Raw genomic sequence first — 22239 nt, 5'->3', positions numbered from 1 at the left:
GTAGTGCGCAACTCGTGATGGAAATGTGAAAGCCTCACTACACGACCAAACGTCTAGACGACTAGACTAGACAACGAGTAGCATGACGATGATCCGATCCTTCCAGACAAAGGGAATGCGATGAGTACTTCAATGGAGCCGCGCGCAACGCGAGGCCGCCGCGAATGGATGGCGGTGCTTGCCCGCACGCCGCGCGAGGCGCTGCAACATGCGCTCGAAGCGGCGCTCGAAGGCGCGCGGGTGCCCGACTACGAGTGGCTGCGCGCGCCGGATATCGGGCTTGCGATGGTGCGCGGGCGCATCGGCGGCACGGGCGATGCGTTTAACCTCGGCGAAACGACCGTCACGCGCGCCACGCTTCGTCTCATCGCCGATGACGGCAGCGCGCCGGTCGGTGTCGCCGTGCACATGGGGCGCGACAAGGAACGCGCGACGCTCGCCGCGCTCGCGGACGCCCTCCTGCAGATGCCGCGCTTCGCCGACAAGTTGCAGACGCAACTCATCGAGCCGCTGGCTGCGCGCATCGCAGATGAACGACGCCGCAAAGAAGCCGAAGCGGCCGCGACGAAGGTCGAATTCTTCACGATGGTGAGAGGCGAATGATGCGAATCGACATGACCACGCTCGTGCCCGGCTTCAACGACACGGTGCACGACGCGCAACGCGTGTTCCGCGCATTGCTCGATGCGCTGTCGCGGCCCGGCAGCATCGTTGCGATCGATGCCGCGCTGCCGGACAACCATGCGATGCGCGATGGCCTCGCCGGGCGCGTGCCGCTCGCGGCGTTCGCGTCGCTGCTCGCGCTGACGGATTATTCGACGCCGGTTTTCATCGAGCGCGAAGACAACGTGCTTGGCGATGCGCTGCGCTTTCACGCGAGCGCGCGCTTGACGCGCGATCGCCGCGAGGCCGCATTCGTCTATATCGACGATGCGCGCGACATGCCTTCGCTCGATGCTTTCTCGCACGGCGAACCCGAATCTCCCGAGCATGCCGCGACGCTCTTTATCCATGTGCCGTCGCTGACCGAAGGTGAGCCGCTCGTGTGGAGCGGTCCAGGCATCGCGCAATCGCGCAGCGTCGCCATTGCGGGCCTGTCACGGGAGTTCTGGCGTCAGCGCGCGGCGCTCACGGCGCTCTTTCCTTGCGGCATCGATTGCTACTTCGTCGCGGGCGGCGCGCTCGTCGGCCTGCCGCGCACGACGCAAGTGGAGGTGAACTGATGTACGTCGCGGTCAAAGGTGGCGAACGCGCCATCGAACGTTCGTGGGACGTGCTCGCGAAGAAGCGTCGCGGCGATGTTTCCGTCCCCGAGTTGTCCGTCGCGCAGATTCGCGAGCAGATGCGTCTTGCCGTCGCGCGCGTGATGACGGAAGGCTCCGTCTACGATGAAGACCTGGCCGCGCTCGCGATCAAGCAGGCAGCCGGCGATCTCGTCGAAGCGATCTTTTTGCTGCGTGCGTATCGCACGACATTGCCGCGTTTCGGCTACACGCTGCCGATCGATACCGAAGCGATGTGTGTCGAGCGCCGCATCTCGGCGGCCTTCAAGGACATTCCCGGCGGACAGATGCTGGGCGGCACGTACGACTACACGCAACGCCTGCTCGATTTCACTTTGCTCGCCGAAGGCCAACAAGTTGCGAATGCAACTATCTCGGCGAAAGAGACGGACGCGAGCGCGATGCCGCGCGTGTTGTCGATGCTGGACAAGGAAGGCCTGATCGAGCAGGAACGCGCGCACGAGAACGCGCCCGAGCCGGGCGATCTTTCGCGCGAACCGCTGTCGTTTCCCGCCGATCGCTCGACGCGCCTGCAAAACCTCGCACGCGGCGACGAAGGCTTTCTGCTCGCGGTCGGCTATGCGACGCAGCGCGGCTACGCGCACAGCCATCCGTTTGCGGGCGAGATCCGTCATGGCGAAGTCGCGGTGGAAATGATGGTCGATGAACTGGGCTTTGCGGTCGAGATCGGCGATATCGACATCACCGAATGTCAGATGATCAATCAGTTCGCGGGCAGCGGCGATGTGCCGCCGACGCTCACGCAAGGCTATGGTCTCGCGTTTGGCCACTCCGAGCGCAAGGCGATGGCGATGGCGCTCGTGGATCGCGCGTTGCGTGCCGAAGAACTCGGCGAATCCGTCGGTTCACCGACGCAGGATCCCGAGTTCGTGCTGTATCACAGCGATAACGTGGAAGCATCCGGTTTCGTGCAGCATCTGAAGTTGCCGCACTACGTCGATTTTCAATCCGAGCTCGAACTGCTGCGCCGTTTGCGCGCCGCGCACGGTTCGGACGACAACGAGGAGGATGCGGCATGAACGCACTCACCGAAGGCTATAACTTCGCGTACCTCGACGAGCAGACCAAGCGCATGATTCGCCGCGCGTTGCTCAAGGCGGTCGCGGTGCCGGGTTATCAGGTGCCGTTCGCATCGCGCGAAATGCCGCTGCCGTATGGATGGGGCACGGGCGGCCTGCAGGTCACGTCCGCGATCATCGGTGCAAGCGATACGCTGAAGGTCATCGATCAAGGCTCCGACGAAACGACGAACGCGGTGAACATTCGCCGCTTCTTCGCGCGCACCGCGGGCGTCGCGACCACCACGCGCACCGCCGATGCGAGCATCGTGCAGACGCGTCACCGCATTCCCGAGACGCCGCTCACGGACAAGCAGATCATCGTGTATCAGGTGCCGATGCCCGAGCCGCTGTTCCGCCTCGAACCGCGCGTGACCGAGTGCAAGAAGCTGCACGCGCTCGCGGACTATGGCCTCATCAACGTCAAATACTATGAGGATATCGTGCAGCACGGCAGCATCGCGACGACTTACGATTACCCGGTGCTCGTGAACGGCCGCTATCTGACGTCGCCTTCGCCGATCCCGAAGTTCGACAATCCGAAGATGCACATGAATCCCGCATTGCAGCTTTTCGGCGCGGGCCGCGAGCGGCGGATCTACGCCATTCCGCCATATACGAAAGTGAAGAGCCTCGATTTCGAGGATCATCCGTTCACCGTGCAGAAGTGGGAGCACGCGTGCGCGCTGTGCGGCTCGCACGATAGCTTTCTCGACGAGATGATCGTCGACGATCAGGGCACGCGCATGTTCGTCTGCTCCGACAGCGATTACTGCCATAGCCGTCGCGACGACGAAGAGGTGACGCGATGAACGCACTCCTGAAAGCGACGCGCCTCACGAAGCGTTATGAAGGACGCGGCGGGTGCGTCGATGTCGATCTCGATGTTCATCCGGGCGAAGTGCTGTGCATCGTCGGCGAATCGGGATCGGGCAAATCGACGTTGCTGAATGCGCTCGCGTTGCGCAGCGACATCGACGGCGGTGCGCTCACCTACACGACTCGCGAAGGCGAAGCGCTCGATCTGCTGACGCTCGCCGAGCCGCGCAAGCGTCTTTTGTCGCGCACCGAATGGGGCTTCGTGCATCAGAACGCGCGCGACGGATTGCGTCGCAACGTATCGGCGGGCGCGAACATCGGCGAGCCGCTGATGGCGATCGGCGCGCGTCACTATGGCCGTCTGCGCGAGACGGCCGCCGACTGGATGAGCCGCGTCGAACTCGATGCCGCGCGCATCGACGAATTGCCTTCGGCATTTTCGGGCGGCATGCAACAACGTCTGCAGATCGCGCGTAATCTGGTGACGGGACCGCGCCTCGTGTTCATGGACGAACCCACCGCCGGCCTCGACGTATCGGTGCAGGCGCGTCTGCTCGACTTGCTGCGCACGCTCACGAGCAAGCTGCATCTCGCGGCCGTGATCGTCACGCACGATATCGGCGTTGCGCGTCTGCTCGCGCATCGGCTGATGGTGATGAAGGACGGGCGCGTCGTCGAAAGCGGGCTGACGGATCAGGTGCTCGACGATCCGCAACATCCTTATACGCAGACGCTCGTCGCGTCCGTGCTGCCTGTTTGAGGTTCGACCGATGACACACGATTCCTTCATCACCAACGACAAGCTGATGCTGCGCGCAATCGGCATCGAAAAGACTTTCACACTGCATCAGCAGGGCGGCGCGCGTATCGCCGCGCTGTCGGGCGTATCGCTCGATGTGGAACGCGGCGAATGCGTCGTGCTCGCGGGCGCGTCGGGCGCGGGCAAGAGCACGTTCCTGCGCTGCATGTACGGCAACTATCTCGCGACGCGCGGCACGATCGCGATTCGCGACGACAGCAAGCCCTCGCGTCATACGATGCTGACCGACGCCGCGCCGCACGAGATCATCCGGCTGCGCAACACGACGATGGGTTACGTGAGCCAGTTCCTGCGCGCGATTCCGCGTGTGTCGTCGCTCGATCTCGTCGCGGAGCCGCTCGTGTCGCGCGGCGTCGATGAAGACGAAGCACGTAAGCGTGCGAGCGCGTTGCTCGAACGCCTCAACGTGCCGCGCCGTTTGTGGACGCTCGCGCCCGCGACGTTCTCGGGCGGCGAGCAGCAGCGCGTGAACATCGCGCGCGGACTGATCGCGGCGCATCCGCTGCTGTTGCTCGATGAACCCACTGCGTCGCTCGATGCCGAAAACCGCGACGTGGTCGCCAATCTGATCGTCGAGGCGCGCGAGCAGGGCGCGGCGATCGTCGGCATCTTTCACGACGAAGACACGCGCGAGCGCGTCGCGACCCGCATCGTGCGGCTCGCATCGAGCGCGGCCATCGCTCATCAAACCGATTCCGGAGTGTTGCAGACATGCTGATAACAAATGCGCGCATCGTGACGCGCGACGAGGATTTCGTGGGCACCTTGCGCGTCGAGGACGGATGCATCGCCGACATTGCGCCGGGCAATACGGCGGCGCGCGAGGCGCACGACTGGGACGGGGATTATCTGTTGCCCGGCTTCGTCGAGCTGCATACGGACAACATCGAGAAGCATCTCGCGCCGCGCCCCGGCGTGCTGTGGAATCACGAAGCGGCGATCATCGTGCATGACGCGCAAGTGGCGTCGGCGGGCATCACGACCGTGTTCGATGCGCTCGGCGTCGGTTCGCGTCCCGAAGACGGCGTGCGCGGCCGCGAGCTTCAGGTGCAATGCGCGAAGTCGATCGGCAAGTTCGTCGCGCGCGATCTCTTGCGCGCCGATCACTTTCTGCATCTGCGATGCGAAGTCGGCACGACGGATGTCGTCGAAGTGTTCGACCTGCTTTCGTCCGATCCGCTTTTCCGGCTTGCATCCGTGATGGACCACACGCCCGGCCAGCGTCAGTGGCAGGATCACGAGAAGTGGCGCAAGTATCAGGAACGTCATGGCAAATGGAGCGACGAGCACGCGAAGAAAATCCTCGCCGAACTCGCGGATCATCAGGCGCGTTACGCGGCGAAGCATCGCGCGGAAATCGTCGCGCGCTGCAAGAGCCTGAACATCTCGCTTGCGAGCCACGACGACACGCTCGTCGAGCATGTCGAGGAAGCGGCGCGCGACGGCATCGCGCTCGCCGAATTCCCGACGACGCTCGAAGCCGCGCGCGCCGCGCGCGAACACGGCATCGCGACGATCATGGGCGCGCCGAACGTCGTGCGCGGCGGCTCGCATTCGGGCAACGTGTCGGCGCTCGAACTGGCGCACGAAGGGCTGCTCGATATCCTGTCGTCGGATTACGTGCCGTCGAGTCTACTGATCGCGGTGTTCGATCTCGTCGCCAAGGCGGGCTGGTCGCTGCCGCGCGCCGTCGCGACCGTTTCGTGGGCGCCCGCGCACGCGGCGGGTCTCGCGGACCGCGGCGCGATCGCCACGGGCCTGCGCGCGGACTTCGTGCGCGTCGCCTCGGTGGACGGCCTGCAGGTGCCGCGCGAAACGTATCGCGCGGGGCGGCGCGTGTCCTGACTGTCCGCAGATTCGCTGCCTTTTGACAGCCACACGTCAGCGCTTCGTCATACGCGGGAAAGCCCGCGTTGACGAAGCGCAAACTTCTTCAGTACCCTCACTCGCGAGTTCGCTATGTGAATCGGTGTTCGTCTAACGAACTTTTCTCCGATTTCCATGCGGTTTGACCGGGGTTCGCTGCTCGCACGACAACAACAAGAACGGCGGCGGGAAGCGGTTTCAGTTCCGGGACGCGGCCTTGCGAGGCGCGCGCCCATCACCGAAAAGGGAATGAAGTGAGTAGAAGTCCTGCCGTGAACGTACAGACGTTCATCAACGAGCATCCGTTCTCGCCGTTTCAGTGGCTCATCTTCGTGATGTGCTTCGTGATCGTGCTGCTGGACGGTTTCGATACCGCCGCGATCGGCTTTATCGCGCCGTCGCTCGTCGCCGAATGGCATATCAGCCGTCCGGCGCTCGCGCCCGTCTTGAGCGCCGCGCTGTTCGGCCTCGCCGCGGGCGCGCTGTTGTCCGGGCCGCTGTCCGACAAGCTCGGCCGCCGCGCGATGTTGCTTTCGTCGGTGCTGATCTTCGGCGTCGCGTGTCTCGCGTCGGCGTTCTCGGCCGACCTCACGCAATTGACGACGCTGCGCTTCATCACCGGCCTGGGGCTGGGCGCCGCGATGCCGAACGCCGTCACGATGATGAGCGAGTTCTGTCCGGACAGCCGCCGCGCGACGCTCATCAATCTGATGTTCTGCGGCTTTCCGCTCGGCGCGGCGTTCGGCGGCTTTCTCGCCGCGTGGATGATTCCGCAGTTCGGCTGGCGCAGCGTGCTGATGCTCGGCGGCATCGCGCCGCTCGTGCTGTCGGTGCTGTTGATCGTCACGTTGCCGGAATCGGTGCGCTACATGGTGGCGAAGTCGAAGCCCGTCGAGAAGATTCGCGCGACGCTCGCCCGCATTTCGTCCGACGCGATGAACGCCGGCTCGTTCTTCATGACCGAGGCCGCGCCCGCCGCGACGGGACAGAGCGGCATCAGCGTGGTGCTGTCGCGCTCGTATCTCGTCGGCTCGATCATGCTGTGGCTCACGTATTTCATGGGCCTCGTGATCTTCTACGCGTCGATCAACTGGATGCCGATTCTGCTGAAGGAATCGGGCCTGCCGCCGCAAAAGGCGACGCTCATTTCCGCATTGTTCCCGCTCGGCGGCGTCGGCGCGGTGCTGTGCGGCGTGCTGATGGACAAGTTCAACGCGAACCGCATCATCGCGGCGTGCTACGCGCTGACCGCCGTGAGCGTGTATCTGATCGGCCAGGCGGCGGGCAATGTCGGCATGCTCGTGCTCGTCGTGTTTGTCGCGGGCGTGCTGATGAACACCGCGCAATCGTCGATGCCCGCGCTCGCCGCGGCGTTCTATCCGACGCAAGGGCGCGGAACGGGCGTCGCGTGGATGCTCGGCATCGGGCGCTTCGGCGGCATCGCGGGATCGTTCCTCGTCGCCGAGCTGACGCGTCTGCATTTCACGTTCGGCGGCATCTTCGCGACGATCGCGGTGGCGGGCATCGTTTCGGCGGTCGCGCTGCTCATCAAGCAGGCCGCGCATCCGCAAACGGCGATGGCGAGCGACCTGAAATCGACAGAGCCGGTCGGGCACTGAAGCAGCATGGACCGACGCCCCGCATGACTTCGGTCATGCGGGGCGTTTTGCTTTGTGCGCCGCGTTCCGCGCCTCAAGATTCGACGCGCCTTGCCGTTAAATTGCACGCAGCTTTCGATAACGACGCGGCGTCGCACCCGCTCACGCAAACGTAAAATCGCCCGCGATCGGAAGCCGCAAAGCGAGCGCCTGCCCCGGCGCGTCCATCGGCTATTACAACCAGATCGTGAAAAAACTTTCTTTCAAGACCAAGCTCATGAGCATCGTGGGCTTCGTATGGCTCAGTCTGATTCTTCTGTGCGCGCTCAACGCGATCTCCACGAAACATTCGCTGATGAACAACCGCGAAGGCGCGCTCGCCGAACAGGTTCAGTCGGCGGCGAGCGTCGTCAGGTTCTATGTGAAGCAGGCGCAAAGCGGCGCGCTGCCCGAAGACGAAGCGAAGAAACGCGCGATCGCGAGCGTGCGCGCGATCCGCTACGGCACGAGCGGCTATGTCGGCATCATCGATTCGAAGATGTGGCAGGTGCTCGATCCGCCGCGTCCGCACTCCGAGGGCAAGATCAACGATTTCGTCGATAGCACGGGCAAGCACTTCACCGCTGAGATCGTCAAGCACGGTCTCGACGGCTCGCATATCACGACGTATTCGTATCCCAAACCGGGCGAGCAGGAACCGCTGCCCAAGGTCACGTACGGTGATTACGTGCGCGAATGGGACTGGCACGTCTACACGGGCGCGTGGATCGACGACATCGATCGCGCCTTCCATGCCATCGTGCTCAAGTCGCTCCTGCTGATCGGCGTGATCGGCGCGGCGCTGACGGTCGCGATGACGCTCATCATCCGCGGCGTGCTGAAGAGCATCGGCGGCGACCCGCGCGATGCGGCCGTCGTCTGCCAGCGCATCGCGGCCGGCGATCTCGCGCAGACCGTGCAAGTGCAGCGCGGCGACGATTCGAGCCTCATGCATTCGATGCACACGATGCAATCGCGCCTCACGCAGACGATCGCGCAGATCAAGCTCGTCGCGGACGGCATCACGGCGGCGTCGCGCGAAATCGCGGACGGCCATCACGATCTTTCGTCGCGCACGGAAGAGCAGGCCGCGTCGCTCGCGCAAACGGCGTCGAGCATGGAAGAGCTCACGTCGACCGTGCGTCTGAACTCCGATAACGCCGGCGAAGCGTGCCAGCTCGCGGCGAGCGCATCGTCGACGGTGGAAAGCGGCAGCGGCGTCGTGCTCGGCGTCGTCGCGACGATGGACAAGATCGCGGGCAGCTCGGAGAAGATCGTCGACATCATCGGCGTGATCGAAGGCATCGCGTTTCAGACCAACATCCTCGCGTTGAACGCGGCCGTCGAAGCGGCGCGTGCGGGCGAGCACGGGCGCGGCTTCGCGGTGGTCGCATCGGAAGTGCGGGCGCTCGCGCAGCGCTGCGCGGCGGCCGCGAAGGATGTGAAGACGCTCATCGACGAATCGGTGACGAACGTCACGGCGGGGCAAGACCTCGCGCAGCAATCCGGCGACACGATGAAGCAGATTCTCACGTCCGTTTCGCGCGTGACCGACATCATGAACGAGATCTCGTCGGCGTCGACGCAGCAGACGCAGGGCATCGAGCAGGTCGGCGTCGCGATCGTGCAGATGGACGCGGTCACGCAGCAGAACGCCGCGCTCGTCGAACAGGCGACGGCCGCCGCCGCCGCGCTCGCGACGCAGGCCGAAGAGCTGAAGCGCGCCATCGCGGTCTTCAAAACCTGACACGAAGACGCGAAGACGTTGGCGAATCGTCAGACCGTGGCATGTCGCGTGCTGACTCCTGACGTGCGAACGGCCGCTCGCGTGAAGCGCGGCGGCCAGCAGGCAGAACAAGCCGTGAGCATCGCATTTCGCAACCGCCAACAGGAGTCTTCGATATGAAACGTTTCGCCCTTTCCGCCGCTGCCGGCGCTTTCGCGCTGGTGTGCGCGTCCGCTTTCGCGCAGGACAATCCGCCGAGCTCGAACACGGGCCTGCAGGCCGGCGACAACGCGCAGACCACGACGCAGCCCGCGCAGCCGAACGCGCACGCGCACAAATCGACGCATTCGAAGAAGACGCACAAGAGCACGATGAACTCGGGTCCGTCCACGCAACCGGGCGGCACCGCGACGCCGAGCGGTCCGGGCGCCCCGGTCAGCGCGAGCGGCTCCGGCCAGTAAAGCGCGCTGCAATGACGAACGGGACGCCGCGCGGCGTCCCGTTTTTTATTTCGCGAAGAGCGACGACATATCGGCGAACGCTTTGATCTCGACGGCATTGCCCGACGGATCGAGGAAGAACATCGTCGCCTGTTCGCCGACTTCGCCCTTGAAGCGCACATGCGGCTCGATGATGAAGCGCGTGCCCGCCGCGCGCAGCTTGTCGGCGAGCTCGTTCCACTGCGGTATGGACAGCACCACGCCGAAGTGGCGCACCGGCACGGCGTCGCCATCGACCGCGCTCGTCGTGCGATGTCCGCATTCCTCCGGCGCGAGATGCGCGACGATCTGATGGCCGTAGAAATCGAAATCCACCCATGCGTCGGAGCTGCGGCCTTCCGGGCAGCCGAGCAGTTCGCCGTAGAACTCGCGCGCGGCCGCGAGGCTATGAACGGGAAACGCGAGATGGAACGGCGGCATGGCGTGCTGGGTCGTGCTCATGGAGTTGAGTCCTTCAATCGGCGTTCATGGGAACTGGAACGAAAGTTTATTAATAAATATTTGTGTTGAAAAACGATATATTTCTGGAGTCAGCCCAAATATTTTCGATGAATCGACATGCTGCGCGAACTCCGGACTTTCATCGCGGTGGCGCGCCACGGCACTTTCGCGGGCGCAGGCGCGCAGATCGGCCTCACGCAATCGGCCGTGAGCGCGCAGATGCAGCGCCTCGAAGCGCATCTCGGCGCGAAGCTGTTCGACAGGACGGGCCGCTCCGCGACGCTCAACAAGGCCGGCAAGCGCACGCTCGAACTCGCCGATGAACTGATCGCGCTGTACGCGCGCCTCGCTGAGCCAGAAGGCGAGGACGGGCGCGGCGGCTCGCTTTCGGTGGGCGCGATCGCGTCGGCGCATGCGGCGCTTTTGCCCGATGCCATCGGCGCGTTCCGGCGCATGCTGCCGGCGTGGCGCATCCGGCTCGTGCCGGGCGTGTCGCTCAATCTGCTCGCAAGCGTCGATGCAGGCGAGATGGACATGGCCGTGATGATCCGCCCGCCGTTTTCGCTGCCCGCGGAACTGCAATGGCGCACGCTCGCCGTCGAGCCGTTCGTGCTGCTCGTGCCTGCCGCGAAGAAGGGCGCCGACTGGCGCGCGCTGATCGAATCGGAGCCGTTCATCCGATACGACCGGCGCTCGTTCGGCGGCCGGCAAGTCGACATGTTTCTGACGAAGCGCCGCATCGCCGTGCGCGATTCGATCGAGGTCGACGAGCTGCCGGGCATCGCGCAACTGGTGGCGCGCGGGCTGGGCGTGGCGCTCGTGCCGGTATCGGACGGCATCGGCGCGTGGCCGCGCGGCGCGGTCGCGCTCGATCTCGGCGGCGACACGTTTCATCGCGAGATCGGGCTTGTGGAGCGCGCGCGGCGCGTGCGCGCGGACGAGCCGGATGCGGCGGCGCGCCTCGCGGGCTGCATCGTCGAAGCGGCGCAGCGCGGCGGGCCGATTGCGGCCGTCAAACGCGCGCGCAGGCGCAACGCGTCCTAGAATGCGTGGCAGGTGCGTTACCTGTGGGGAAGCCAATGGATGACGAGCAGCCCATCGGCGACGCGAAAGCGCGTCTCGCGGATTCGTCGCTGACGATCGTGCAAGCGCTCGTGCAGCGCGTGCAGGCCGTGCTCGCGTGGCTCGATCGCGTCGATCCGGGCACGCATCGGCGCATCAAGGGATTGCGGCTCGTGACCGCGTACGGGCTGGCGGCGGCGCTCGGCGCGCTGCAGGACGTGACGCAAAGCGTGCCGGCGGGTGTGTCGGTGGGCGCGCTCGCGGGCGGCTTCGCGCTGTGGGCGAGCGTGTCCGAGGCGCGCACGACGCGTTTGGAGTCGAGCCGCGATCTCGTCATTCTGTGCGTCGCGGCTGCGTTCGGCGCGTTCACCTTCACGTTTTTTGCGCCGATGCTACGTGAAACCGGACGCGGCGGCGCCGAGCTGATTCTCGTGACGGGCGCGTTCCTCGCGGGCTATCTGAAGCGCTTCGGGATGACGGGCGCGGGCGTCGGCTCGCAGCTCTATATCGGCCAGCTCCTCGCTTACGGGATGGATCTGCGCCCCGGCGATTCCTGGGCGATCCTGCTCGCGTTACTGATCGGCATGCTCGCGGCGATCGTGCCGCGCGTGCTGAGCGGACCGGCCGAGCATCCGGTCGTGCTGCCCGCGCTGGCGTCGGAGCCCGCTTACGGTCGGGACGCGATCTCGCCCGCCTTCGCGATGGGTCTGCAGGCGGCGTGCGGCGCGCTCGTCGTCGTGGCGTTGAATCGCCTGTTCGGGCTCGCGGAATCGGCGTGGGCGATCACGGCTTGCGTGTATGTCGTCGCGACGTCGGCGGTCGGGACGGCGGAGCGCGTACGGCGGCGCATCTACGGGACGCTTGTCGGCGTGCCGATCGGCATCGTGTGTCTGCCGCTCGCGGAACATTGGCCGCTCGTCGTGTGGATTCTGTCCGCGTTCGCGATGATCGCCTATGCGATGGCGCTGCCGGAGCGATACGACATCGCGTGCGGCGCGTTCGCGTTCGTGCTCATCGTGACGCTCGCGGCGAGCGGCGTGCATTCGCTCGAACTGCTGACGGCGCGCGCGTGGGAAACGCTGCTCGGCGGCGCGCTGGGGCTGATCGCGTCGCGGGTGATTTTTCCGTTGCGGGTGGTGAGGGCGTGATCGCCCTCACCGCTTCGCCACCTCCTCCAGCAACCGGTCCAGCACGTCGAAATCCACCGGCTTCACCAGATGCGCGTCGAAGCCCGCCTGCGCGGAGCGTTCCTTGTCGCTGTCCTGTCCGAAGCCCGTCATCGCGACCACCGTCGCACGCCCGATGAGCCGCTGCGAGCGCAGCGCGCGCAGCACCGCGTGACCGTCCATGTCGGGCAAGGCGAGATCGAGCAAAATCAGTTGCGGCGGGAAATGGCGGATCACGTCGAGTCCTTCCTTGCCGTGATACGCGGTACGCACGTCGTGGCCTTTCATCTGCAAGAGCAGCGCGAGGCTGTCGGCGGAATCCTGGTTGTCGTCGATCACGACGATGCGCAGGCCGCCGCCCGTGCCTAGCGTCGCAGTCTGCGCGAGCACGCGATGCGGCCGCGGCGCATCGTGGTCGGACGCGTAAGGCAGGCGCACGACGAACGTGCTGCCCTGATTCGGTCCGGCGCTCGCCGCGCTGATCGACCCCCCGTGCATCTCGACGATCGACCGGCACAGCGTCAGCCCGATGCCGAGGCCCGCCTCGCCGGGATTGAGATAGTGATCCTCCTGCACGAACAGATCGAAGATGGACGTGAGACCCTTCTGGGAGATGCCGCGCCCCTTGTCGATCACTTTCAGCAGCAGCGCTGTCGCCTCGCGCTCGACTTCGACGCGGATCGTGCTGGCGCGCGGCGAGAACTTCGACGCGTTGTTCAACAGGTTCTGCACGACCTGCACGAGCCGCGTGATGTCGCCCATCACATGAACGGGCTCGGACGGCAGCTTGCTGACGACGTTCTGCGCGCGTTCGTCGGTGAACGGATGCACGAGCTCGATGCTGCGCGCGACGATCTCGCTCACGTCCACGCGCGTCATGCGCAGATCGATCTTGCCGGTCGTGATGCGGCCCATGTCGAGCAGATCGTCGACGAGCCGGCCGAGATGCGAAGTCTGTCTGTCGATGATGTCGCGGCATGCGGCGATGCGTTCCGGCACGTCGCTTTCCATCTGCATCACGCCGATCGCATTGCGCACCGGCGCGAGCGGATTGCGCAACTCGTGCGCGAGCGTTGCGAGAAACTCGCTGATGCGCCGCGACGACACTTCGAGCTGATCGAGGCGCTTTCTGTCGCTCATGTCGCGCGTGACCTTCGCGAAGCCGCGCAGCACGCGATGCTCGTCGTACACCGCGTTGATCACCACGTTCGCCCAGAAGAGCGAGCCGTCCTTGCGCACGCGCCAGCCTTCGCTCTCCACGCGGCCCGTGCGGATCGCGGTCTGCAGTTCGATCTCGGGGAGGTTGGCTTCGAGATCCTCGGGGCAATAGAACATCGAAAAGTGCTTGCCCAGGATCTCCGACGGCTGATAACCCTTGATTCGCATCGCGCCCGTATTCCAGCTTGCGATATGGCCGGCCGGATCGAGCATGAAGATCGCGTAATCGCTGACGCTTTCCACGAGCAGACGAAAGCGCTCTTCCGAGAGCCGCAGCTTCTCTTCCTCGGCGCGCTTCGCGGTGAGATCGCGCGTGTACTTCGCGTAGCCGATGATCTCGCCCTGCGTATTGCGCGCCGCCGTGATGACGACATTGGCCCAGAACAGCGTGCCGTCCTTGCGCACGCGCCAGCCTTCGTCCTCGAAGCGCCCGGTCGCGTAGGCCTGCTTCAGCTCGTACTCGGGCCAGCCGCGCGCCACCGATTCCGCCGTGTAAAAGCGCGACAGATGCTGTCCGATGATTTCGTGCGCCTCGTAGCCCTTGATCTTGCGCGCGCCCTTGTTCCAGCTCGTGATGCGGCCGCTCAGGTCGAGCATGAAGATCGCGCAGTCTTCGATCGCATCGACGAGCGCGTGATACTGCGGCTCGCTCATGGCGGGCTCGGATGGCGCGTGGCGGGCGAGGTCGAGGGGCGAGTCGGCTTTAGGTCTGGTCATGGTTCGGGTGGTCGGCGCAGCGGCGGACGTTTCCTGGACAAAAGGTCCGCCGACGCCACAGTCTACCCGGAGCCCCGGCATCGCTGCCATGCCTTTAGTGAGCGTAGCTATCGGCGTGCCGGGCCGCGAAACGGCGCGCGGCGATCGCACCACCCGCTTTCAGCCGTGCTTTTGGAGGGATTTCAACGCCGATGCACGCACGTAGACTGCGTTCACATTTCAGAAGGTCGGTGCTGGGCAGGCAGTGCGACGAGGCCGATGAAGTGGATTCGTGAAACCCTCAGGAGCACTACCATGACCGGCAATCTCAAAGGCATCATCTTCGTCGCGGCGCTCGCATGCGCTTCCTACGCGCTCGCAAGCGGATACGGCCCCGCGCCGCACTATTCGCCGATGGAAGGCGCGCCCGTCTCGCAGCAAGGCATGAACATGCAGACGATCGCGCAGGACGCTCAGCCAGGCAACGATGCAGGCGCCGGGAAGGCGAAGCAGGACAGCCCGCTCATTCAGGCGCAGGATTGAGCGCTTTTTGCATGAGACCGCGTTCCGCCGGTGGTCTCGGCGGGACGCGGCGCGTTCAATGAAACGCCTGATTTGCGGCGTTTTTCGCATCGGCCGCGCCGACCGTCTCGACCGTGCCCTTCGCGCGCCCGATGTCGATCTTCGGCATGAACAGCATCGAAATCACGGTGCCTAGCGCGATCACGAACATCGCCGTGAAGGTCAGATGCAGCGAATGGTGCAGCACGAGGCGAATCTCGTTGTTCGTCGCGAAGTCGCCGGGCACGGACGACAGCAGTTGCTTCAGCTGATCCGCATGAACGGGCGGCAGGCCGGCCGTGTGCGTGAGGCCGTAGTTCTGCACCGCGCCGAACACGGCTGCACCGAGCGTATTGCCGAGGTTGCGTGAGAAGAGGTTCGATGCCGTCGCGCTGCCGCGTTCCATCGGCTGCACGATTTCCTGTATCAGGATGAGGCAGGACACGCTTGTGATGCCCATGCCGAAGCCCAGCACCGCCGAGCCGACGCCCGCCCAGACCGGGCTCGATTGCGGACCGAGCAGCACGAACGGCAACGCGCCCAGCGGAATGAAGACCGGGCCGATCATCAACAGACGCCTCAGGCCGATGCGGCTGAACGCGCGCGACGTGAAAGTGGCGCCGCTCGGCCAGCCGATCATCATCATCGTGAGCGCGAGGCCCGCTTCCACCGGCGTGCGATGCATCACGCCCTGCACGTACATCGGCAGGAAAGTGGTGAGGCCCATCATCGCCATGCCGGCGAGGACCGTCGCGACGTTGCTCGCGGCAATCGGCCGATGCGACCACAGCCTGAACGAGATCATCGGATCGGCGGCGCGGCGCTCCTGAATCACGAAGCACACGATCGCGAGCACGAACACGCCGATCTCCAAGCCGACGCGCGCATTGCTCGCGTGGCCGGCGTCGGTGAGCGCCATCATCAGCGCGGCGACGGCGGCGGTGAAGAAGAACGCGCCCGCGAGATCGATCGCCGGACGGTCGTGGCGCTTTTCCTCGTGCAGAAAGAGCGTGAAAAGCAGCGCGGCCAGTATGCCGATCGGCACGTTGATCCAGAAGATCCACGCCCACGAGAACTGGCGAATCAGCAGGCCGCCCACCATCGGCCCGAGCACGGCGGACACGGCCCACACGCTCGCGAGATAGCCCTGCACCTTGCCGCGCTCGCGCGCCGGATAGAGATCGCCGACGACCGTCAGCGCGACCGGCAGGATCGCGCCCGCGCCGACGCCCTGAATCAGCCGGAAGACGATCATCGCGGGCATCGACCACGCGAAGCCCGCGAGCACCGAGCCGATCAGAAAGATCGCGATGCCCGCGAGGATCGCCGGCTTGCGGCCGTAGAGATCGGCGAGCTTGCCGAACACGACCGTGAGCGCCGTCTGCGTGAGCAGGAACGACGAGAACACCCAGCTATACAGATTGAGGCCTCCGAGCTGCGTCGCGATTTGCGGCATCGCGGTGGAGACGATGGTGGCTTCGATCGCGACCATGGCCATCGAGGCCATCACCGCGCCGATGACGAGGGGACGGACGGTTTTGCTGTTCTGTGACATGCGGGCAGGAAGGCATATCGCCCGCCGCGCGTACGAGACAACCATGCGCGCAGACGGGCCATGCTCGAAAAATGAAGATGCGGCGGCGACGCCCCGGCTTGCGGATTCCTTGCAGCCGAAGCAATGTCGCCGATGAGAAAGCGCCGGATGCAATGTTATCCCGCCGCGCGAATCGCTGCTCGATGCGCATTTGCGCGCTCATTCAACGCTAATTCTTCGGGCCTACCTTCTGTACGTGGACGGGCAGCATGCTTCCCCGAGCAATCCGGCGGCCCGTTTCACGTATTCTCCTCAGCCCTTGGCGCCGGCCGTGATTCGGACCGGCGCATTTTTTTCCGCGCTTACGCGCATCTGCCACGCACATGTCGTCTTTCAGACCGAAATCCCCGGGAATGTCGCCTAAAATCGAACGGGCTGCAGCTTTGCCCCGTTCCCTTCCGAAGCGGCGGACTCGCATGATCAAATCACTGAAGAATCAGCTGGTGCTCGCGCTCGGGCTGCTCGTCAGCGTGATCGGCGTCGTGCAGGGCGTGAGTTCGTATCAGTTGAGCAAGACCGGCATGAGCGCGCTGCTCGACATGCGGCTCGAACAAGTGGCGGCGCGTCTGCGCGACGGACTCGCCGACAGCCTGCCGAAAAATCCCGCACGCGGCACCCAGGACGAGCGCGACGTCGTCGCCGTGGTGTGGAAGCCGGGCGAGGCGCTGCCTTTCCGCACGACCGACCCGTCGCTGCACTTTCCGCGCGACGCGCAGCCGGGTTTTTCCGGCGTCGACGTCAACGGCGAGCATTGGCGCATGTTCACGCGCCAGGAGCCGACGATGACGATCCAGGTCGCGCAGCGCTCGTCGATCCGGCGCGAAATCACGCAGGAAGCCGCGACGCAAACGCTCTGGCCGATCGCGGTGCTTTTGCCGCTCGTGTGGATCGCGGTCGCGCTCGTCGTGCGGCGCTCGCTGCGTCAGTTGAACGAGCTGGGCGAGGAAGTCCGCGCCATCGACATGGGTCATCTGCAGCCGCTGCCGACCGTCGGCGTGCCCACGGAAATCGCGCCCTTCATCCATTCGATCAACACGATGATCGAGCGCCTCGCGACATCGATCGAGAAGGAGCGCAAGTTCATCGCCGATGCCGCGCACGAATTGCGCACGCCGCTCACCGCGCTGCAGCTTCAGGCCGACAATCTCGCGCCGCATATCTATCCCGGCAATCAGGAGCGCTTTCAGGAGTTGCGCAAGGGCATCGCGCGCAGCGGCAAGCTGATTACGCAACTCTTGCGGATGGCGCGCGCCGATGCGCCGATGAACGGCGCGCCGCTCGCGCGCGTGAACATCGCGGACGTGGTCACGGCCGCCGTCGCCGACGTGCTGCCGATCGCCTTGTCGCGCGGCATGGATATCGGCGCGGAGGAAATGGTGAACGCGCACGTGCGCGCGGTGGAAACCGACATCGGCATGGCGGTGAAGAATCTCGTGTCGAACGCGGTGCGCTATACGCCCGATGGCGGCACCATCGACCTGCGCACGCGGCGCGATGGCGACATGGTCTGGATCGATGTCGTCGACACGGGGCCGGGCATCGACGAAGCGTTGCTGCCGCGCGTGTTCGACCGCTTTTTCCGCGCGAATCCGGACATCGAGGGCAGCGGGCTGGGGCTGTCGATCGTGAAGGCGATTGCCGCGCGTTACGGCGGCGACGTGACGCTCAAAAATCGCAGCGACGGGCGCTCGGGCATCGTCGCTTCGATCGGTTTTCCGGTCGAGGAAGTGAGCGAAAGCGTGCCATCGCCCGCGTTGAACCTTTAGTGTTTTGCGCGCTGTTTTCCGCCGATTACAATGCATTCGCTGCGTGGCGCGAAGCGATCGTCGCCGGTCAGTAGAACACTCAAAATGACCGGTCGTGCGTTTTCCGTTTTCCCAGATCCTTCGGGCCGCATTCCGGGCGCGTGGCGCGCGCCATTCTCGCGGGACGCGGGGTGGAACATGCGAATTCTTCTGATCGAAGACGACGTGCAGATCGGCACGAGCCTGATGCGTGCGCTCAAGGACGCCGATTACGCCGTCGATTGGGTCCGCGACGGCAACGCGGGCCGCGAGGCGATCAACGCCGCCGAGTACACCGTCGTGCTGCTCGATCTCGGCTTGCCGGGCATGACGGGCATCGAACTCTTGCGGCAGGCGCGCACGTCCGGCAACGCGACGCCGGTGCTGATCCTCACCGCGCGCGACGATCTCGACACACGCGTCCAGGGCCTCGATCTCGGTGCCGACGACTATCTGCTCAAGCCCTTCGACATGCCCGAACTGCTGGCGCGCATCCGCGCGGTGCTGCGCCGCAAGGCGGGCTACGCGGTCTCGCGCCTCGGCGACGATTCGCTCTGCCTCAATCTCGATCAGCGTACGCTTACGTGCGGAGAGACGTCGGGCGTGCTGTCCGCGCGTGAATTCGCGCTGATGCACGCGCTGCTCGAACGTCCCGGCACGATCTTCTCGCGCGATCAACTCGAAGACCGTCTCTACGGCTGGGGCAAGGAAGTGGAGAGCAACGCGGTCGACGTGCTGATCCATTCGGTGCGCAAGAAATTCGGCGCGGGCGTGATCCGCAACGTGCGCGGCCTCGGCTGGACGGTGATGCTCGGCCAGGCCGGCCGCGAGGAAACGAAATAGCGCGCGCGACATCGGCGGCGCGGCTCAATGCTCGTCGTATCGACGGCCGAGCGCGCCGCAAAAATACATGCTGTAGTCGTGATCCTGCGTTTCGATCTGACGCATGCGCCGTTCGAGATCCGCGAGATCGCTCGACGATGCGAGATAGTCGTCGCGGGCTTCCTGCGCGGTGCGGATCGAAAAGAGATGGTCGATGGAGTGAGTGAGACGTTCAAACATGATGTGCTCCCGTCGTTGAATGCAGGCCGATGAGTGGGGCCGACGAAAGCAGGTTATGCGCGCTGAATTAGCAGCGAATGAGAGCGCGAAGCAGCGACTCGCGGCATGCGCGATGCTGCTCTTCGCATGACGAAGCGTTCGCCAACGCACCGTGACGCGGATCACGCTGCGGGAAGGCACTGCCGCGCCGCACCATCCCGTGCTATCTTGTTTTAATAGGGGTTTCATACGGAACTGTGCGCTGTTCGCATTCGTCGATCGTCTCTCGTGAAGGCCGCCATGAACGATGTGTCTCGTACCCTCAGTGCCCGCGACCGCGTCGAGTTGCTGTGCTGGCTCACATGCGGCAGTCTCGGCGCGTATTACCTCAATGGCGACTGGCCGGCGGCCTCGTTTCACGTACAGGCCGCGCACAAGTGGCTCGACCGTCATCAGCGGCTCGCGGACTGGCTGACGGTCGCGAAGCTCGCGGCCATCGCCCGCGACATCGCCACGCAGCATTGCGCGATGCTCGAAGCCGACTGGGCCCGCGACGCCGTCGAGGAAATTCTCGATAGCGAAGACCTCAACTATCAATCGGATGTCGTGCGGCAGGTTTTCGACGATTGCCGCCGCGCGCTCGCGGAAAAGCGCACGCCGGAATGAGCCGGCCATCGCGACGGGCGGCCTCTAGCGCGAACACCTGTATGGATGTACAGTAAGCCATTTTTCTGCTCTCGTCGCCGCGATGGACGCGCTGTCCTCCACATCCGCACCGCGCCGCATCGCGCATCTCGACATGGACGCCTTCTTCGCGTCGGTCGAACTTCTGCGTTATCCGGAATTGCGCGGCATGCCCGTCGTGGTCGGCGGCGGGCGCAGCGCCACGCCTGAAACGTTGCCCGACGGCAGGCGCCGCTTCAAGCGTCTGCGCGATTACGCGGGTCGCGGCGTCGTCACCACGTCTACCTACGAGGCGCGCAAGTTCGGCGTCTTTTCCGCGATGGGCATGATGAAAGCCGCCCAGCTCGCGCCCGACGCAATTCTTCTGCCGACCGATTTCGAGTCCTATCGCCATTATTCGCGGCTTTTCAAGGCGGCCGTCGCGACGTTCACCACGCAGATCGAGAATCGCGGCATCGACGAAATTTATATCGATGTCAGCGATCTACCCGGCGAATCCGCCGAGATCGGCCAGCGCATGAAGGACGCCGTGCACGACGCGACGGGTCTCACCTGCTCGATCTGCATCGCGCCCAACAAGCTGCTCGCGAAGATCGGCTCCGAGCTCGACAAGCCCGACGGTCTCACCATCCTCACGATGGACGATCTGCCAACGCGCATCTGGCCGCTCGCCGCGCGCAAGGTGAACGGCATCGGACCGAAGGCGAACGAGAAGCTCGCGGCGCTCGGCATCGTGACCGTGGGCGATATTGCCGCCGCCGATCCCGGTTTCCTGCAGACGCATTTCGGCCACACGTACGCCGCCTGGCTCGCGCGCATCGCGCAGGGGCAGGACGAGCGGCCTGTCGTCGTCACTTCGACGCCCAAGTCGATGAGCCGCGAGACGACCTTCGAGCGGGACTTTCATCCGAAGCAGGATCGCGCGACGCTTTCCGCCGAGTTCACGGGGCTGTGCACGCGCGTCGCCGAAGACTTGCAGCGCAAGGGCTACGTCGGGCGCACGGTCGGCATCAAGCTGCGCTTCGACGACTTCCGCACCGTGACGCGCGATCTGACCGTGCCCGTCGCGACCGCCGATCCCGTCGAGATTCGCCGCGCCGCGACCGAATGCCTGAAGCGCATCGTGCTCGATCGCCGCATCCGTCTGCTCGGCGTACGCGTCAGCGCGCTCGCCGGGCGCGACGAAAGCGGCTTCGTCGAGCCGGTGCAGGTCGAATTGCCGTTCGATATCGCCGGCGACTGAAGCGCGCCTTATTTCATAGGCGCATAACGTAATCGCAGATGCTTCGTTGCCGCGCGAATCGCCGCGCGTTAGATTGATCGCTTCCCCAAGCTATCGATTGCCATTAGTCCGACGTGACGATTCTCACTGCCCCCATTGCCGAGCACGCTGCCGCCGATCAATCCATCGAGATTCGCCCGTTCGATGCGCCGCTCGGCGCGGAAGTCATCGGGCTCGATCTGTCGAAGCCATTGTCACAAGCCGATTTCGCGCGCATCCATCGCGCGCATCTGGATCATCACGTTCTCGTGTTTCGCGATCAGCGCATCACGCCCGACGAACAGGTCGCGTTCAGCAAGCGCTTCGGTCCGCTGCAGATTCACGTGCTGCATCAGTTCGGGCTCGGGGGGCATCCGGAAGTGCTGATCGTGTCGAACATCGTCGAGAACGGCAAGCCGATCGGTCTCGGCGATGCGGGTCATTTCTGGCATTCCGATCTTTCGTACAAGGACAAGCCGAGTCTCGGCTCGATGCTGCACGCGCAGGAATTGCCCGCGACCGGCGGCGACACGCTGTTCGCGAATCAGCATCTCGCGTGGGACACGCTTCCCGCGCATCTGCGCGATGCAGTCGAAGGCCGCGTCGCCGAACACACCTATCTCGCCAAATACGGCGAGCTGCAAAAGCGCAGTCCGTGGCGTCCGAATCTCTCGGCGGAGCAGATCGCGCAAGTCAAGCCGGTGACGCATCCGATCGTGCGGACGCATCCGGAAACCAAGCGTCGCGCGCTCTTCGTGAGCGAGCATTTCACGACGCGCATCATCGGTCTGCCGGAAGACGAAAGCCGCGCCTTGCTCGCGGAACTCTTCGCGCATAGCACGCAAAGCGAGTTCGTCTATCGCCATCAATGGCGCGAACGCGACATGGTCTTCTGGGACAACCGCTCGGTGATGCATCTCGCCGCCGGCACGCCCGACGATCAGCGCCGCAAGCTCTATCGCACGACCATCGAAGGCGACGCGCCTTTCTAAAAAGCCACT

The 22239-nt window shown here is 64.9% G+C and carries 22 protein-coding genes; 18 read left to right on the top strand and 4 right to left on the bottom strand.

The annotated features are described in order from the left end of the window. The first annotated feature begins 120 nt into the window (after window positions 1–120). The 10 genes from phnG (at window position 121) to NCS67_RS19055 (ending at window position 9691) form a co-directional block, all read left to right on the top strand. The gene (gene phnG / locus NCS67_RS19105) at window positions 121–603 is read left to right on the top strand and encodes a phosphonate C-P lyase system protein PhnG (protein WP_034473491.1); all 483 of its coding nucleotides are present in this window, start codon (window positions 121–123) and stop codon (window positions 601–603) included. Then, window positions 600–1223, top strand: a complete 624-nt coding sequence (gene phnH, locus NCS67_RS19100; protein ID WP_175982855.1) for a phosphonate C-P lyase system protein PhnH — start codon at window positions 600–602, stop codon at window positions 1221–1223. The genes phnG and phnH overlap by 4 nt, the downstream gene beginning before the upstream one ends. Continuing rightward, the gene (locus NCS67_RS19095; RefSeq protein WP_250436133.1) at window positions 1223–2323 is read left to right on the top strand and encodes a carbon-phosphorus lyase complex subunit; all 1101 of its coding nucleotides are present in this window, start codon (window positions 1223–1225) and stop codon (window positions 2321–2323) included. Before phnH ends, NCS67_RS19095 begins: the two co-directional genes overlap by 1 nt. Then, window positions 2320–3174, top strand: coding sequence for an alpha-D-ribose 1-methylphosphonate 5-phosphate C-P-lyase PhnJ (locus NCS67_RS19090; protein ID WP_250436132.1), 855 nt, complete (start codon window positions 2320–2322; stop codon window positions 3172–3174). The genes NCS67_RS19095 and NCS67_RS19090 overlap by 4 nt, the downstream gene beginning before the upstream one ends. After that, window positions 3171–3941 (top strand): phosphonate C-P lyase system protein PhnK, encoded by a 771-nt coding sequence (phnK, locus tag NCS67_RS19085; RefSeq protein WP_008354386.1) that lies wholly within the window; start codon window positions 3171–3173, stop codon window positions 3939–3941. The genes NCS67_RS19090 and phnK overlap by 4 nt, the downstream gene beginning before the upstream one ends. A gap of 10 nt (window positions 3942–3951) precedes the next feature. After that, window positions 3952–4719 (top strand): phosphonate C-P lyase system protein PhnL, encoded by a 768-nt coding sequence (gene phnL, locus NCS67_RS19080; protein ID WP_008354388.1) that lies wholly within the window; start codon window positions 3952–3954, stop codon window positions 4717–4719. After that, entirely contained in the window at window positions 4713–5846 is a 1134-nt protein-coding gene (locus NCS67_RS19075; protein WP_008354389.1) for an alpha-D-ribose 1-methylphosphonate 5-triphosphate diphosphatase, read from the top strand. The genes phnL and NCS67_RS19075 overlap by 7 nt, the downstream gene beginning before the upstream one ends. Before the next feature lie 275 nt (window positions 5847–6121). Further along, window positions 6122–7486 carry an MFS transporter gene (locus NCS67_RS19070; RefSeq protein ID WP_250436130.1) on the top strand — a complete coding sequence of 455 codons (1365 nt, stop codon included), beginning with the start codon at window positions 6122–6124 and terminating at the stop codon, window positions 7484–7486. Window positions 7487–7712: 226 nt separating this feature from the next. Then, on the top strand, window positions 7713–9251 hold the full coding sequence (locus tag NCS67_RS31915; RefSeq protein ID WP_175982858.1) for a methyl-accepting chemotaxis protein: 1539 nt from the start codon (window positions 7713–7715) through the stop codon (window positions 9249–9251). Window positions 9252–9406: 155 nt separating this feature from the next. Beyond that, window positions 9407–9691, top strand: a complete 285-nt coding sequence (locus NCS67_RS19055; RefSeq protein ID WP_008354392.1) for a hypothetical protein — start codon at window positions 9407–9409, stop codon at window positions 9689–9691. Window positions 9692–9736: 45 nt separating this feature from the next. Here the strand turns inward: NCS67_RS19055 and NCS67_RS19050 are convergent, their stop codons facing one another. After that, window positions 9737–10171: a VOC family protein gene (locus NCS67_RS19050; protein ID WP_008354393.1), complete on the bottom strand. Its 435-nt coding sequence runs from the start codon at window positions 10169–10171 to the stop codon at window positions 9737–9739. A gap of 117 nt (window positions 10172–10288) precedes the next feature. On the opposite strand from NCS67_RS19050, the gene NCS67_RS19045 reads away from it, so the two are divergent. Both NCS67_RS19045 and NCS67_RS19040 read left to right on the top strand, forming a co-directional pair. Continuing rightward, the gene (locus tag NCS67_RS19045) at window positions 10289–11215 is read left to right on the top strand and encodes a LysR family transcriptional regulator (protein WP_008354394.1); all 927 of its coding nucleotides are present in this window, start codon (window positions 10289–10291) and stop codon (window positions 11213–11215) included. A 35-nt stretch (window positions 11216–11250) separates the two neighbouring features. After that, the gene (locus tag NCS67_RS19040; protein WP_250436129.1) at window positions 11251–12381 is read left to right on the top strand and encodes an FUSC family protein; all 1131 of its coding nucleotides are present in this window, start codon (window positions 11251–11253) and stop codon (window positions 12379–12381) included. A 6-nt stretch (window positions 12382–12387) separates the two neighbouring features. On the opposite strand, the gene NCS67_RS19035 is transcribed toward NCS67_RS19040, so the two are convergent. After that, on the bottom strand, window positions 12388–14271 hold the full coding sequence (locus NCS67_RS19035) for a PAS domain-containing hybrid sensor histidine kinase/response regulator (RefSeq protein ID WP_175982860.1): 1884 nt from the start codon (window positions 14269–14271) through the stop codon (window positions 12388–12390). A gap of 357 nt (window positions 14272–14628) precedes the next feature. Between NCS67_RS19035 and NCS67_RS19030 the strand changes: the two genes are divergently transcribed. Beyond that, window positions 14629–14856, top strand: a complete 228-nt coding sequence (locus NCS67_RS19030; RefSeq protein ID WP_008354398.1) for a hypothetical protein — start codon at window positions 14629–14631, stop codon at window positions 14854–14856. Window positions 14857–14911: 55 nt separating this feature from the next. Here NCS67_RS19030 and NCS67_RS19025 read toward each other — a convergent pair whose 3' ends face one another. After that, window positions 14912–16429: an MDR family MFS transporter gene (locus tag NCS67_RS19025; RefSeq protein WP_250436128.1), complete on the bottom strand. Its 1518-nt coding sequence runs from the start codon at window positions 16427–16429 to the stop codon at window positions 14912–14914. Between the two features lie 455 nt (window positions 16430–16884). Between NCS67_RS19025 and NCS67_RS19020 the strand changes: the two genes are divergently transcribed. Then, entirely contained in the window at window positions 16885–18234 is a 1350-nt protein-coding gene (locus NCS67_RS19020) for a sensor histidine kinase (protein ID WP_250436127.1), read from the top strand. A gap of 177 nt (window positions 18235–18411) precedes the next feature. Then, window positions 18412–19095 carry a response regulator transcription factor gene (locus NCS67_RS19015; protein ID WP_033536934.1) on the top strand — a complete coding sequence of 228 codons (684 nt, stop codon included), beginning with the start codon at window positions 18412–18414 and terminating at the stop codon, window positions 19093–19095. A gap of 24 nt (window positions 19096–19119) precedes the next feature. On the opposite strand, the gene NCS67_RS19010 is transcribed toward NCS67_RS19015, so the two are convergent. Continuing rightward, window positions 19120–19314 carry a DUF3563 family protein gene (locus NCS67_RS19010; protein WP_008354402.1) on the bottom strand — a complete coding sequence of 65 codons (195 nt, stop codon included), beginning with the start codon at window positions 19312–19314 and terminating at the stop codon, window positions 19120–19122. A gap of 279 nt (window positions 19315–19593) precedes the next feature. Here NCS67_RS19010 and NCS67_RS19005 point away from each other — a divergent pair, with 279 nt between their 5' ends. The 3 genes from NCS67_RS19005 (at window position 19594) to NCS67_RS18995 (ending at window position 22230) form a co-directional block, all read left to right on the top strand. Continuing rightward, the gene (locus NCS67_RS19005; protein WP_008354403.1) at window positions 19594–19959 is read left to right on the top strand and encodes a hypothetical protein; all 366 of its coding nucleotides are present in this window, start codon (window positions 19594–19596) and stop codon (window positions 19957–19959) included. Window positions 19960–20041: 82 nt separating this feature from the next. After that, entirely contained in the window at window positions 20042–21220 is a 1179-nt protein-coding gene (gene dinB / locus NCS67_RS19000) for a DNA polymerase IV (protein WP_250436126.1), read from the top strand. 113 nt (window positions 21221–21333) lie between these two features. Further along, window positions 21334–22230 (top strand): TauD/TfdA dioxygenase family protein, encoded by an 897-nt coding sequence (locus NCS67_RS18995; RefSeq protein ID WP_250436125.1) that lies wholly within the window; start codon window positions 21334–21336, stop codon window positions 22228–22230. Window positions 22231–22239: the final 9 nt, after the last annotated feature.

It is taken from the genome of Caballeronia sp. ATUFL_F2_KS9A (assembly GCF_023630765.1).
GTDB classification, from domain to species: Bacteria; Pseudomonadota; Gammaproteobacteria; order Burkholderiales; family Burkholderiaceae; genus Caballeronia; species Caballeronia zhejiangensis.
The sequence above is the reverse complement of the archived record's forward strand: the minus strand, read 5'-3'. Positions and strand labels throughout refer to the sequence as shown.